The sequence below is a fragment of the Streptomyces sp. S07_1.15 genome (assembly GCF_020739505.1).
Lineage (GTDB): Bacteria > Actinomycetota > Actinomycetes > Streptomycetales > Streptomycetaceae > Streptomyces > Streptomyces xinghaiensis.
Genome location: NZ_JAJBZK010000001.1, coordinates 6,035,962 through 6,049,298, shown reverse-complemented (window position 1 = coordinate 6,049,298; position 13,337 = coordinate 6,035,962). Strand labels below are relative to the sequence as shown.

General features: G+C 72.6%; 11 protein-coding genes. 7 read left to right on the top strand and 4 right to left on the bottom strand.

What is annotated here, in order from left to right:
• Positions 1 to 517 precede the first annotated feature (517 nt).
• Positions 518 to 2,047 (top strand): S8 family serine peptidase, encoded by a 1,530-nt coding sequence (locus tag LIX60_RS25940; RefSeq protein ID WP_227961098.1) that lies wholly within the window; start codon positions 518 to 520, stop codon positions 2,045 to 2,047.
• Between the two features lie 115 nt (positions 2,048 to 2,162).
• Positions 2,163 to 3,701 (top strand): S8 family serine peptidase, encoded by a 1,539-nt coding sequence (locus LIX60_RS25935; RefSeq protein ID WP_227961096.1) that lies wholly within the window; start codon positions 2,163 to 2,165, stop codon positions 3,699 to 3,701.
• Between the two features lie 90 nt (positions 3,702 to 3,791).
• Here the strand turns inward: LIX60_RS25935 and LIX60_RS25930 are convergent, their stop codons facing one another.
• Positions 3,792 to 4,712, bottom strand: coding sequence for a sterol desaturase family protein (locus tag LIX60_RS25930; protein ID WP_227961094.1), 921 nt, complete (start codon positions 4,710 to 4,712; stop codon positions 3,792 to 3,794).
• A 268-nt stretch (positions 4,713 to 4,980) separates the two neighbouring features.
• On the opposite strand from LIX60_RS25930, the gene LIX60_RS25925 reads away from it, so the two are divergent.
• The 5 genes from LIX60_RS25925 (at position 4,981) to LIX60_RS25905 (ending at position 9,881) form a co-directional block, all read left to right on the top strand.
• On the top strand, positions 4,981 to 6,018 hold the full coding sequence (locus LIX60_RS25925) for a DEDDh family exonuclease (protein ID WP_227961092.1): 1,038 nt from the start codon (positions 4,981 to 4,983) through the stop codon (positions 6,016 to 6,018).
• Between the two features lie 60 nt (positions 6,019 to 6,078).
• Complete coding sequence (locus LIX60_RS25920; protein ID WP_078650077.1) at positions 6,079 to 6,312, top strand: hypothetical protein; 234 nt, start codon at positions 6,079 to 6,081, stop codon at positions 6,310 to 6,312.
• A 127-nt stretch (positions 6,313 to 6,439) separates the two neighbouring features.
• The gene (locus tag LIX60_RS25915) at positions 6,440 to 7,234 is read left to right on the top strand and encodes an SURF1 family protein (protein ID WP_227961090.1); all 795 of its coding nucleotides are present in this window, start codon (positions 6,440 to 6,442) and stop codon (positions 7,232 to 7,234) included.
• Positions 7,235 to 7,327: 93 nt separating this feature from the next.
• Positions 7,328 to 9,145, top strand: a complete 1,818-nt coding sequence (locus LIX60_RS25910; RefSeq protein WP_227961088.1) for a glycoside hydrolase family 15 protein — start codon at positions 7,328 to 7,330, stop codon at positions 9,143 to 9,145.
• Positions 9,126 to 9,881, top strand: a complete 756-nt coding sequence (locus LIX60_RS25905) for an SDR family oxidoreductase (protein WP_227961086.1) — start codon at positions 9,126 to 9,128, stop codon at positions 9,879 to 9,881. Before LIX60_RS25910 ends, LIX60_RS25905 begins: the two co-directional genes overlap by 20 nt.
• A 91-nt stretch (positions 9,882 to 9,972) precedes the next feature.
• Here LIX60_RS25905 and LIX60_RS25900 read toward each other — a convergent pair whose 3' ends face one another.
• The 3 genes from LIX60_RS25900 to LIX60_RS25890 form a co-directional block, all read right to left on the bottom strand.
• A complete protein-coding gene (locus LIX60_RS25900) occupies positions 9,973 to 10,755 on the bottom strand; it encodes an enoyl-CoA hydratase/isomerase family protein (RefSeq protein ID WP_227961084.1) in 783 nt (260 codons plus the stop codon).
• A gap of 179 nt (positions 10,756 to 10,934) precedes the next feature.
• A complete protein-coding gene (locus tag LIX60_RS25895) occupies positions 10,935 to 11,156 on the bottom strand; it encodes a helix-turn-helix domain-containing protein (RefSeq protein ID WP_043472943.1) in 222 nt (73 codons plus the stop codon).
• Positions 11,157 to 11,526: 370 nt separating this feature from the next.
• Positions 11,527 to 13,125, bottom strand: a complete 1,599-nt coding sequence (locus tag LIX60_RS25890) for an ABC-F family ATP-binding cassette domain-containing protein (RefSeq protein ID WP_227961082.1) — start codon at positions 13,123 to 13,125, stop codon at positions 11,527 to 11,529.
• Positions 13,126 to 13,337: the final 212 nt, after the last annotated feature.

Below are 13,337 nucleotides of genomic sequence, written 5' to 3'. Positions count from 1 at the left end.
AGGCGCGTTCTCAGCCATTCGAACAGAGGGTTGCCATTTCAATTTCGCATGATCTGCCGATGGGCGCTCTCACCAGCGGTGGATCACCTCATCGTTACAGCACGAACACGCTGATCAGAGCCCTTTGCCCCTCTTGCGGCCGACGGCTGGACGGCCGTGTGCGGGCGCTCGGCCCCCCAGTTCCGGTCATTCTTGTGGCACGCGGGGTCACCAGGGCGAACGTGTCCGGCGGCGCCCGCGGGGGCCCGGCGAGACAGAACCGAACACCGAGGGTTACCGCGCGTATACCGGGGTGAGGTGCGCGGGGCGGTGCGCGGTCCGGTCCGGGGGGCCTCGCCGGACCGTCCGGGCCGGAGGGGCAGCCTTCTTGGCCCAGGCGGTCCAATCCGCAGCGAAAGCCCGACTTTCCGTCAGATTCAATTGATCAGATCGGTTGTTCGACGCTAGCTTCCGCTGTCATGCACCCGTCCACGCGCGACCCGCGTGCGGACGGACCCACGGATGATGTGGAGAACCCATGGTTCATCTCCGCTCCAGACGCTCGCGCGCTCTCGCCCTGCCTCTCGGGCTCGCGCTGGCGGCGTCTGTCGGATTCCTGCCCGGTGCCGCTTCCGCCTCGCCACACGAGACGCCGGCGAAGACGGCGGCCGCGGAGGGCCCGTTGCTCTCGTACGTGGTGAACACCGCCCCCGGCCGGCGTGCGGTCGCCCGGGTGGAGCGGGCCGTCACCCGGGCCGGCGGCACGGTCGTCACCAGCCACGACCGGATCGGCGTGATCGTCGCCCATGCGGCCGACCCGGAGTTCGGCGCCACGCTGCGCGCCGTCGAGGGCGTCCACTCGGCCGGTGCCACCCGCACCGCGCCGCTGAGGTCCGCCGCCACCACCGAGGTCGGCCGGCCCGAGAAGGTCCGCGAGCCCGCCGCCGCGCTGCGCGGCGCGGCGGCCGCGGAGGGCCGGGAGCCGCTGGAGTCCCTGCAGTGGGACATCCCCGCCGTCAAGGCGGACCGCGCGGCCGAGGTCAACCCGGGCAGCCGCAAGGTGACGGTCGCGGTGATCGACACCGGCGTGGACGACACCCACCCGGACCTGGCGCCCAACTTCTCCCGCCGCCAGTCGGCGAACTGCGTCGGCGGCGTCCCGGACACCAGCCCCGGCGCCTGGCGTCCGTACACCTCCGGGGACTACCACGGCACGCACGTCGCCGGTTCGATCGCGGCGGCCCGCAACGGCGTCGGCGTCGCCGGCGTGGCGCCGAACGTGCGGCTCTCCTCGATCAAGGTGAGCGAGCCCGACACCAGTCTGTTCTTCGCCGAGGCGGTGGTCTGCGCGTTCGTCTTCGCCGCCGACCGCGGTGTCGAGGTCACCAACAACAGTTATTACGTGGACCCGTGGCTCTTCGCCTGCGCGGACCAGCCGGACCAGAAGGCCATCCGCGAGGCGGTCGGCCGTGCGGCGGCGTACGCCCAGCGCAAGGGCGCGGTGAACGTGGCCTCGGCGGGCAATTCGAACATGGACCTCGCCGCGGACTCCCTCACCGACGACTCCAGCCCGAACGACACCACCCCGGTCGAGCGGGAGATCGACCCGGGCGAGTGCTGGGACATCCCCGCCCAGCTGCCGGGGGTCGTCACCGTCGCCGCGACCGGCGTCCAGTCCCTCAAGTCGTACTACTCGAACTACGGCCTCGGCCAGATCGACGTCGCGGCCCCGGGCGGCGACAAGTACCAGGTGCCCGAACTGCCCGCGAAGGACGGCCGGATCCTCTCCACCATGCCGGACGGCGACTACGCCTATCTGCAGGGGACGTCGATGGCCGGCCCGCATGTCGCCGGGGTCGCCGCGCTGGCGATGAGCGCGCGTCCGGACGCGAGCCCGCAGGAGGTGCAGTGGCTGCTCAAGGCCGGTGCCGACAACCCGGGTTGCCCGTCGGAGCCGTACGACCCGGACGGTGACGGCAAGATCAACGCCGAGTGCGAGGGCACCGAACACATCAACAGTTTCTACGGCTTCGGCATCGTCGACGCCCTGGACGCGGTAAAGAAGTGATGCGGCGCACCGGTTGCCCCGGCGGCACCCGACGCTCCCGACACACTGCCTGTACCGCCGGCATCCGCCGTCCCGACCGCCCTGTTCTTTCCGATGAAGTGGAGACCTCATGACCATGACGCCGCTATCCGCACGGTCGCGCCGTGCCGTGGCCATACCGGCGGGCATGGCCCTGGCCGCCGCACTCGCCGTGCTGCCCGGCCCGGCCAGCGCCGCCCCGGCCGACGGCGGCGCGGAGACCACCGCGCGGACCGCCGCGGAAGGCGAGTCCCTGAGCTACGTCGTCAACGTCCGCCCGGGCAAGGGCACGAGCGCGAGGGTCGGGAAGGCGATCGCCAGGGCGGGCGGCACGATCGTCCAGGCGTACGACAAGATCGGCGTGATCGTCGTCCACGCGTCGGACCCCGGCTTCGCCGGCAAGATCCGCGGTGTGAAGGGCGTCCAGTCGGCCGGTGCCACCCGCACCGCGCCCCTGTCCTCGGCCACCACCACCGACGTGGGCGCCCCGCAGGAACTGACGCCCAGCCAGATGAAGGCCGCGGAGGCCAAGGCGGAGGAGGACGAGGATCCGCTGCAGCCGCTCCAGTGGGACCTGCCCGCCATCAAGGCGGACCGGGCTCACGAGGTGTCCCTCGGCAGCGACAAGGTGACCGTCGCAGTGATCGACACCGGCGTGGACGACACCCACCCGGACCTGGCGCCGAACTTCGACCGCGAGGCGTCCGTCAACTGCGTGGCCGGCAAGCCGGACACCAGCGACGGCGCCTGGCGCCCGGGCGAGGGCGAGAGTCCGCACGGAACGCACGTCGCGGGGGAGATCGCCGCCGCGAAGAACGGCGTCGGCGTCACCGGTGTCGCCCCGGGTGTCAAGGTCTCCGGCATCAAGGTGTCGACCGTGGACGGCTGGTTCTACACGGAGGCCGTCGTCTGCGGCTTCATGTGGGCGGCCGAACACGGCGTCGAGGTGACCAACAACAGCTACTACGTCGACCCGTGGATGTTCAACTGCACGGACGACCCCGACCAGAAGGCGCTGGTGGAGGCGCTCACCCGGGCGACCCGCTACGCGGAGCGCAAGGGCGCGGTCAATGTCGCCGCGGCCGGCAACTCCAACTTCGACCTGGCGTCGGACTCGATCACCGACGCCTCCAGCCCGAACGACTCCACCCCGGTCGAGCGCGACATTGACCCGAGCGTGTGCCCGGACATCCCGACCCAGCTCCCCGGCGTGGTCACCGTCTCCTCGACCGGGGCCAAGGGGCTCAAGTCCTCGTTCTCCAACTACGGCAAGGGGGTCATCGACATCGCGGCACCGGGCGGTGACAGCACCGCCTACCAGCCGCCGGAGGCGCCGGCGACCAGCGGGCTGATCCTCGGCCCGCTGCCGGGCGGCCGCTACGGCTACATGGCCGGCACGTCCATGGCCTCCCCGCATGTCGCGGGTGTTGCCGCGCTGATCAAGAGCACCCACCCGTGGGCGCCGCCGGCGGTGGTCAAGGCCCTGCTCAAGGCCGAGGCGGACCGGAAGTCCTGCACCGACCCGTACGACATCAACGGCGACGGCGAGGCGGACGCGGTCTGCGAGGGCGGCCGGTACGGCAACGGCTTCTACGGAGCCGGGCTCACCGACGCCCTGGACGCGGTGAAGCGCTGACCCCTTGAGGGGAGTTCAGCCCCGGAGGGCCGGGCGGCCGCGGCGCCGCCCGGCCCTCCGGCCGTTCGCCTCCCCGGTGACGCCCCGCGGCTACTCGCCGGCCGGTACGGCGCCCGGCGCCGCGGCCGGCACCGCGCCCGGCGGCACCACCGCGGCCGGCACCGCGACGGCCGCCGGCTCCGGCTCCGGCTGCCAGCCGGGCCCGCGCAGCACCCGCCCGGCGCGTTCGCGCCAGCTCCGGGCGGCGCGCAGGTCCCGGGCGATGGCCACGTACTCGTGGGTGGCCACCCGCAGCGGGTTGTAGGTGCTGATGTTCTTCGTCAGCCCGTAGACGGGACGCTCCACCTCGGCCGCGAAGGAGCCGAACAGCCGGTCCCAGACGATGAGGATGCCGCCGAAGTTGCGGTCCAGGTAGCTGCCCTGCGAGGCGTGGTGCACCCGGTGGTGGGAGGGCGTGTTGAGGACGAACTCCAGCGGCCGGGGCAGCTTGCCGATCCGCTCGGTGTGGATCCAGAACTGGTAGACGAGGCTGACCGAGGAGAGGAAGGCCAGCACCGCCGGGTGCACACCGCAGGCGATCATCGGCAGGTAGAACGGCCAGGAGGTGAGGCTCGTCCAGGGCTGGCGCAGCGCCGTGGAGAGGTTGAACTTCCGGCTGGAGTGGTGCACCACGTGGCAGGCCCAGAGGATGCGGATCACGTGGTGGCCGCGGTGGGACCAGTAGTAGAAGAAGTCCTGGGCGACCACCAGGAGCAGCACCGTCCACCACACGGTGGGCACCCGCAGCGGCGTCAGCTCGTAGACGGCCGTGTAGACCGCGACAATCGGGATCTTCCACAGCAGGTCGAACACCAGGCTGCCGAGGCCCATACCGATGCTGGTGGCGGCGTCCTTGGTCTCGTAACCGGCGGAGTCCTCGTCGGGGTGCAGCCGGTAGCTCACCGCCTCCACGACGGTGAGCAGCACGAAGGCGGGGATCGACCACAGCACGACGTCGGGAAGGTTTGGCATGTACGCACGATAGGACCACCGCGCCGGTGCCGCCAGAGGTGGTTACCGAGCAGTATTTTCTTCTTTCCGGCCCTCCCCCGCGGCACGGCCGGACCGCCCTCGGCGCCGGGGCCGGCCGACACCGCGTCAGCACCCGGCCCGCGCGCCGCCGACTCCCGTACCGGAGCCGCGAGTTGAGGGCCCGGCCCGGCCCGGACACCGGTTCGGATCCGGCCCCGGGCCCGGGGCGCGGCGGCGATGTCGGCGGGGCCCCGTATTCTCAGTGACCATGCTCGAAGACCGCACGGCAGCCCCGCCCCTCATCGGGCGGCAGGCCGTTCCGACGCCCCCGACCGCCTGGCCCCCGGCGTATCCGCAGGGCTATGCCGTGGTCGACGTCGAGACCACCGGTCTCGCCCGGGACGACCGCATCGTGTCGGCCGCCGTCTACCGGCTCGACGCGCGGGGCGAGGTGGAGGACCACTGGTACACCCTGGTCAATCCGGAGCGCGACCCCGGACCGGTGTGGATCCACGGTCTGACGAGCGACGTCCTCGAAGGCGCCCCGCTCTTCCCGGAGATCGCCCAGGAGCTCGCCGCGCGGCTCGACGGCCGGGTGCTCGTCGCGCACAACGCCATGTTCGACTGGTCGATGCTGGCCCGGGAGTACGCCCGTGCGGGCGGCGCCGCCCCGGTGCGGCAGCGGCTGTGCACCATCGCGCTGGCCAAGGAGCTGCGGCTGCCGCTGCCCAACCACAAACTGGAGTCGCTCGCCGCGCACTACGGCGTCGAACAGCGCCACGCCCACCACGCCCTGGACGACGCCCGGGTGCTCGCCGAGGCGTTCCAGCCCAGTCTGCATCTGGCGGCCGGTAGCGGTGTGGACCTGCCGCTGCACACCTGCCGGCCGCTCACCGAGTGGCAGGACAGCCCCTCCCCGTCCGCGGGGGCGCGCAGCTCGTACCGTCCGGCGAGCTGGCGGCCCAGCCGCAAGCGCCCGCCCTGCCCGTATCCGAATCCCGGCCGGTACGAGCCGGGCGGGCGGCTCATCCAGGGGATGCGGGTCGCCTTCTCCGGTGACACCTCCGTGGACCGCGAGCTGCTGGAGGACCGGGCCACCGAGGCCGGCCTGCATGTCGCGACGAGCGTCTCCCGGCTCACCAGCCTGCTGGTGACCAACGACCCGGACGCGGCCACCTCCAAGGCCGTCCGGGCCCGGTCCGTCGGCACCCCCGTCGTCGACGAGGCCGCGTTCATGCAGCTGCTGGGCGACGTCGCCCCGCAGGAAGCCGCCCCGCAGGAAGCCGCCCCGCAATCAGGTGAATGAGGCGCGACGCGCCCGCCGCACGCCCCCCGTCCGATGCCGTGCGCCCGCAGTCTGTGGCGCATGGCCAGATGCGAGGTATGCGGAAACGACTACGGCATGAGCTTCGAGGTGCACGCGCAGGGCGACGTGCACGTATTTGACTGTTTCTCCTGCGCCATCCACCGCATGGCGCCGATCTGTGAGCACTGCGACTCCCGGATCATCGGCCAGGGCACGGAGGCGGACGGGCACTTCTACTGCGGTGCCCACTGCGCCCGCGCCGAGGGGAAGGTGGGCCTGGTCGACCACGTCTGATCACGGCCGCCTGGGGCCGGCGCCGCGCCCGCCCCCGCGCCGCCGCCGGCCTCGCGCCGCCGCCCCGCCCGGGCCCGCCGGGCCCCCTACCGTCCCGCACCCCGCGACCGAGTTGTACGGTCGTGGGGTGTACCGCTTCCTGTTGACCCGGCAGTGGGTGATCCTCACCCTCGTGGCGCTGCTCCTCATCCCCGTGATGGTCGAGCTGGGATTCTGGCAGCTCCACCGCCATGAGAACCGGGTCGCGCACAACCGGCTGATCGAGCGGAACCTCGAGGCCCGCCCCGCGCCCGTGACCGAGCTGACCTCGCCGGGCCATGTGGTGCCGAAGGACGACTACTGGCGGAGCGTGACGGCCACCGGTTCCTTCGACACCCGGAACGAGGTCGTGATCCGCCAGCGGACCGCCCCGGACGGCGACCGCATCGGCTACTTCGTGCTGACCCCGCTGCTCCTCGGCGACGGCCGCGCCGTCCTCGTCAACCGCGGCTGGATCGAAACGGGCACGGACCTCACCGCCTTCCCCGAGATCCCGGCCCCGCCCGCCGGGGAGGTCACCGTCACCGGCCGCCTCATGGGCGACGAGACCACCGAGGCCAGCGGCATCAAGGACAAGCGGGGACTGCCCGACCGGCAGTTCATGCTGATCAACAGCGCCCAGCAGGCCGAGCGGCTGGACCGGGAGGTGCTGGGCGGCTACATCGAGCTGGTGGAGCCGGCCGCCGCGAGCCCCCGGCCCCTCGACGAACCCGACCACGACGGCATCGGCGTCAACATGGCCTATGCCGTGCAGTGGTGGATCTTCGCCGCCGGGGTCCCCGTCGGCTGGGTCATCCTCCTGCGCCGCGAGCTCGCCGACCGGCGCCGCGCGGAGACCACCGGTGACGAGGAGCACGACGCCCCCGTGCCCGTCCCGTCCTGAGCCGGAGAACCCCGGCGTCCGCGCGCCCGGCCGGGGTAGCAGGAGAGAGGCCACGGGCGGCGGGCGCCCGGGCTCCACCGGGGAAGGGACGACGTGCCGGGACTGATCGAGGACTACGCGCTCATCGGCGATCTGCAGACGGCCGCCCTCGTGGGCCGCGACGGCTCCATCGACTGGCTCTGTCTGCCCCGCTTCGACTCGGGCGCCTGCTTCGCCGCCCTGCTCGGCGACGAGGAGAACGGCCACTGGCGGCTGGCCCCCCGCGCCGCCGGCCCCGGGGCGGTCTGCACCCGCCGCTCGTACCGCGGGGACACCCTGGTGCTGGACACCGTCTGGGAGACCCCGGAGGGCAGCGTCCGGGTCACCGACTTCATGCCGCAGCGCGACCGCGCCCCCGACCTCGTCCGGATCGTCGAGGGCCTGTCCGGCCGGGTGGAGATGACCAGCGAGATCCGGCTGCGCTTCGACTACGGCAACATCGTCCCCTGGGAGCGCCGCGCCGACGGCCACCACATCGCCGTCGCGGGCCCGGACTCGGTCTGGCTGCGCGGCGAGAAGGCCGTCTGGACCCGCGGTGCGGACAACCGCACCCGCGCGGACTTCACCGTCGCCGCGGGCGAGCGCGCGGCCTCCGTCCTGACCTGGCACCCCTCGCACGAGGAGGTGCCGCGCGCCATAGACCCGTACGAGTCGCTGGCCCACGCCCTGGAGGACTGGGAGGAGTGGTCCGCGCAGTGCACCTACCAGGGGCCCTGGCGGGACGCCGTGCTGCGGTCACTGATCACTCTCAAGGCCCTCACCTACGCCCCGACGGGGGGCATCGTGGCCGCGGCCACCACCTCGCTCCCCGAACAGATCGGCGGCGTCCGCAACTGGGACTACCGCTACTGCTGGCTGCGGGACGCCGGTCTCACCCTCAAGGCGCTGGTCACCGGCGGCTACCTCGCCGAGGCCTCCGCCTGGCGGGACTGGCTGCTGCGCGCCGTCGCCGGCTCCCCCGCGGACCTCCAGATCATGTACGGGATCGCGGGCGAACGGCGGCTGACGGAGTTCGAGGCGCCCTGGCTCAAGGGCTACGAGGGCTCGCTCCCGGTCCGGATCGGCAACGGCGCCGTGGAGCAGCACCAGCTCGACGTCTACGGCCAGGTCCTGGACTCCCTCCACCTCGCCCGGAGCAGCGGTCTCGCCCAGGAGGAGAACGCCTGGAACCTCCAGCGGGCGCTGATGGACTTCCTGGAGGGCCACTGGCGCGAGCCGGACGAGGGGCTCTGGGAGGTGCGCGGGCCGCGCCGCCACTTCGTGCACTCCAAGGTCATGGCGTGGGTGGCCGCGGACCGCGCGATCCGCACCGCGGAGGCGCATCCGTGGCTGGAGGCCGGCACCGGCCGGTGGCGGGCGATGCGGGACTCCGTGCACCGCGAGGTGTGCGAGAAGGGCTACGACCCGGAGCGCAACACCTTCACCCAGTACTACGGCTCCCCGGGCCTGGACGCGGCCACGCTCCTCATCCCCGCGGTGGGCTTCCTGCCGCCCTCCGACCCGCGGGTGACGGGCACCGTGGACGCCGTCCGCCGCGAGCTCGACCACGGCGGTTTCGTCCGCCGCTACGACCCGGGCCACGGGGAGGACGGCCTGCCCGGCGGCGAGGGCGCGTTCCTCGTCTGCTCCTTCTGGCTGGCCGACGCGCTGCTGGCCACCGGCCGCCGCGCCGAGGCCCGTGAACTCTTCGAGCGGCTGCTGGCCCTCCGCAACGACGTGGGGCTGCTGGCCGAGCAGTGGGATCCGGCGGCCGGCCGCCAACTGGGCAACTACCCCCAGGCCTTCAGCCATGTGGGCCTGGTCAACACGGCCCGTGCGCTCTCCTCGGGGGACGGTACGAGACCATGGGGCCATGGATCTCGGACTGAATGACCGTGTGTACGTCGTCACCGGCGGCTCCCGGGGCCTCGGCCTGGCCGCCGCCCGCGAGCTGGCCGCGGACGGCGCGAGGATCGTGCTCGCCTCCCGTGACGGGCAGAGCGTCGCCGCCGCGGCGGAGGTACTGGGCCCGAACGCGATCGGGGTCGCCGCCGACAACGCCGATCCGGAGACCCCAGCCCGGCTGATCGGCACCGCCCGGGAGCACTTCGGGCGGTTCGACGGCGTGCTGGTCAGCGTCGGGGGCCCGCCGCCCGGCTCGGGCGCGGAGAACAGCGACGAGCAGTGGCGGTCCGCCTTCGAGTCCGTCTTCCTGGGCGCCGTCCGGATGGCCCGCGTGGCGGCGGACGAACTGGACGAGGGCGGCGTCATCGGCTTCGTGCTCTCCGGCTCCGTCCACGAGCCGATCCCCGGGCTGGCCATCTCCAACGGGCTCCGCCCCGGGCTGGCCGGCTTCGCCAAGTCGCTCTCCGTGGAGCTCGGCCCGCGCGGCATCCGCGTCATCGGGCTGCTCCCGGCCCGGATCGACACCGACCGGGTCCGCGAGCTGGACGCGCTCTCCGGGGACGCGGAGGCGGCCCGTGCCCGCAACGCGGCCGCGATCCCGCTCGGCCGCTACGGCACCCCGGAGGAGTTCGGCCGGGCCGCGGCCTTCTTCCTCTCCCCTGCGGCCTCGTACCTCACCGGGGTGATGCTCCCGGTGGACGGCGGCTTCCGGCGCGGTTTCTGAGCCGGGGCGCTCACCGGCCGCGGGACGCGCGGGCCCGGACTCCGCGGGACCGGCCGGTGACGGCGGGTCCCGCGGAGGCGGCGGGCGGCGGTCAGTCGGAGAGGCCCGCCAGATCGCGGAGGCGGCGGCTCTGGGCCGCGCGCTCGGCGGCCCGCTGCTCGTCGAGGGTGCGGCCGGCGGCGTCCTTCAGCAGGGCCTTGGTCTCGATCACGGCGTCGCGCGGCGCCGCCAGCACGGCCGCCGCCAGGTCCCGGGCCGCGGCGTCGAGCTCGGCCGCCGGGACCACGAGGTTGGCGAGGCCGGTGCGCTCGGCCTCCTCGGCCTGGACGAAGCGGCCGGTGACGCAGATCTCCAGCGCGCGGGCGTAGCCGACGAGGGCGACCAGCGGGTGGGTGCCGGTGAGGTCCGGCACGATGCCGAGGGCGGTCTCGCGCATCGCGAACCGGACGTCGTCGGCGCAGACCCGCAGATCGCAGGCGAGGGCGAGCTGGAAGCCGGCGCCGATGGCGTGCCCCTGCACCGCGGCGACGGTGATGATGTCGTTCCGCCGGAGCCAGGTGAAGCCCTCCTGGAACTCGGCGATGGCGGACTCGCCGCCGTCCTCCCGGGCCGCGAGCTGCATGACGGAGGGCTCGCCGTCGATCCCCTCGGGGGTGAAGGCGCGCCGGTCGAGGCCCGCGGAGAAGGACTGGCCCTCGGCCCGCACCACGACGACCCGGACGGTCCCCGGGAGCAGCCGCCCGGACTCGGCCAGGGCGCGCCACAGGGCGAAGGTCTGGGCGTTGCGTTTGGCGGGGTTGGCCAGGGTCACCGTGGCGACGGAGCCGTCGTCGTCGAGGGTGAGCCGTACGCCGTCCCGGTCCAGCAGGGTCATGGGTGCCTCCGGAATGGGCCGCAGTGGATCAGCGCCTGTCGGGGAGCGGGCCGTGGCGGTACCGGTCGCTCCCGGGCAACTGTATTACTGCACAGTAACCACCCGGGCGGTCCGGGGACCGACCGGGTGGTCACCACCCGTTCCCTCGGGGCGCACCGCCCTTGCGGACGGGACGGATGTCAGGCCGAAGTGGCCTTCTTGCCGCGTGTGGCACCGCCGCGGCCCCGCAGGGTCACTCCTGACTCGCTGAGCATCCGGTGGACGAATCCGTAGGAGCGGCCGGTCTCCTCGGCCAGCGCCCGGATGCTCGCACCGGAGTCGTACTTCTTCTTCAGGTCGGCCGCGAGCTTTTCGCGCGCGGTGCCGGTTACCCGGCTGCCCTTCTTCAGAGTCTCGGCCACCCGTGCCTCCTCATGGGAAGTGCGCCTCTGGACTTCTCATGATCACCCCTATCCGCCGTCCTGGCCACCCATTCGACAAGGTCCGTACGACATCCTTGACCCTTGCATGGCACACGGAAGGGGGTGGCGAATTGAACTCCCCATTCCGTTTCCGACCGCCGTTTTCCGTTTTCCACCGGAAATGGCCAGGTCAGCTGTGGTGGACGGGCCGGAGGACCGGGCATGGCACACCGGGGGCGCACCGGTACGGAAACGCACCGGGGTACGAACCGGACTCACTCAGATGACGGATCACGCATGGGCCGAATGATCCAGCCGGAGTGGATCAAGCGGTGGGGCCGCCCCCGGAGACCGGGGCGCCCCCCGGAGATCAGGCCAGGGCGACGAGATCCGCGTAGTCCTCGCCCCACAGGTCCTCCACGCCGTCCGGCAGCAGAATGATCCGCTCCGGCTGGAGCGCGTCCACGGCGCCCTCGTCGTGGGTCACCAGGACCACCGCGCCGGTGAAGGTGCGCAGCGCGCCGAGGATCTCCTCGCGGCTGGCCGGGTCGAGGTTGTTCGTCGGCTCGTCGAGCAGCAGCACATTGGCCGAGGAGACCACGAGGGTGGCCAGCGCCAGCCGGGTCTTCTCCCCGCCGGAGAGCACCCCCGCGGGCTTGTCGACGTCGTCACCGGAGAACAGGAACGAGCCGAGGGTCTTGCGGACCGCGACCAGATCGAGGTCCGGGGCGGCGGAGCGCATGTTCTCCAGGACCGTGCGGTCCGGGTCGAGGGTCTCGTGCTCCTGCGCGTAGTAGCCGAGCTTGAGGCCGTGGCCCGGGGTCACGGCGCCGGTGTCGGGCTTCTCCACGCCCGCGAGCAGCCGCAGCAGCGTGGTCTTGCCCGCGCCGTTGAGGCCGAGGATGACGACCCGCGAGCCCTTGTCGATGGCCAGGTCGACGTCCGTGAAGATCTCCAGGGAGCCGTAGGACTTCGACAGGCCCTCGGCGGTGAGCGGCGTCTTGCCGCACGGCGCCGGGTCGGGGAAGCGGAGCTTGGCGACCTTGTCGGAGACCCGCTGCTCCTCCAGTCCGGAGAGCAGCTTCTCCGCGCGCCGGGCCATGTTCTGGGCGGCGACGGTCTTGGTGGCCTTGGCCCGCATCTTGTCGGCCTGGCTGTTGAGGGCGGCGGCCTTCTTCTCGGCGTTGGCGCGCTCCCGCTTGCGGCGCCGCTCGTCGGCCTCGCGCTGGGCCTGGTACTGCTTCCAGCCCATGTTGTAGACGTCGATGCGGGAGCGGTTGGCGTCCAGGTAGAACACCTTGTTGACGACCGTCTCGACGAGCTGCACGTCGTGGGAGATGACCACGAAGCCGCCGCTGTAGGTCTTGAGGTAGTCCCGCAGCCAGGTGATCGAGTCGGCGTCGAGGTGGTTCGTGGGCTCGTCGAGCAGCAGGATGTCGGAGTCCGAGAAGAGGATCCGGGCCAGCTCGACCCGGCGGCGCTGGCCGCCGGAGAGGGTGTGCAGCGGCTGGCCGAGGACCCGGTCGGGCAGCCCCAGGCTGGCGGCGATGGTGGCGGCCTCGGCCTCGGCGGCGTAACCGCCCTTGGTGAGGAACTCGGTCTCCAGGCGCTCGTACTTCTTCATCGCCTTGTCGCGGGTGGCGCCCTGGCCGGTGGACATCCGCTGCTCGTTCTCGCGCATCTTGCGGATGACGGCGTCCAGGCCGCGGGCGGAGAGGACGCGGTCGCGGGCGAGCACGTCCAGGTCGCCGGTGCGCGGGTCCTGCGGCAGATAGCCGACCTCGCCGGAGCGGGTGACGGTCCCGGCGGCGGGGATGCCCTGGCCGGCCAGGACCTTGGTGAGGGTGGTCTTGCCCGCGCCGTTCCGGCCGACGAGGCCGATGCGGTCGCCCTTGGCGATGCGGAAGGATGCGGATTCGATCAGAAGACGGGCTCCGGCGCGCAGCTCAAGGCCGGTGGCGGTGATCACGGAAATACTCCAGGCGGAACGGACGGACGTCGGGCGGTCGGATCGACGGGCGGATCCAGGCGAATCCGGGCTGATACCGGGCGGATCGCGGATCTCGTGAGGCCGCGTACGGCGCGGTCGCGACGCCGCCTAATGAGCGAGGAGAATTGCCATACGGGCCAGTCTAACGGTCGGCGCAACCCGGTCTCCCCGGTGGCCCGGGCCGCGGCCGG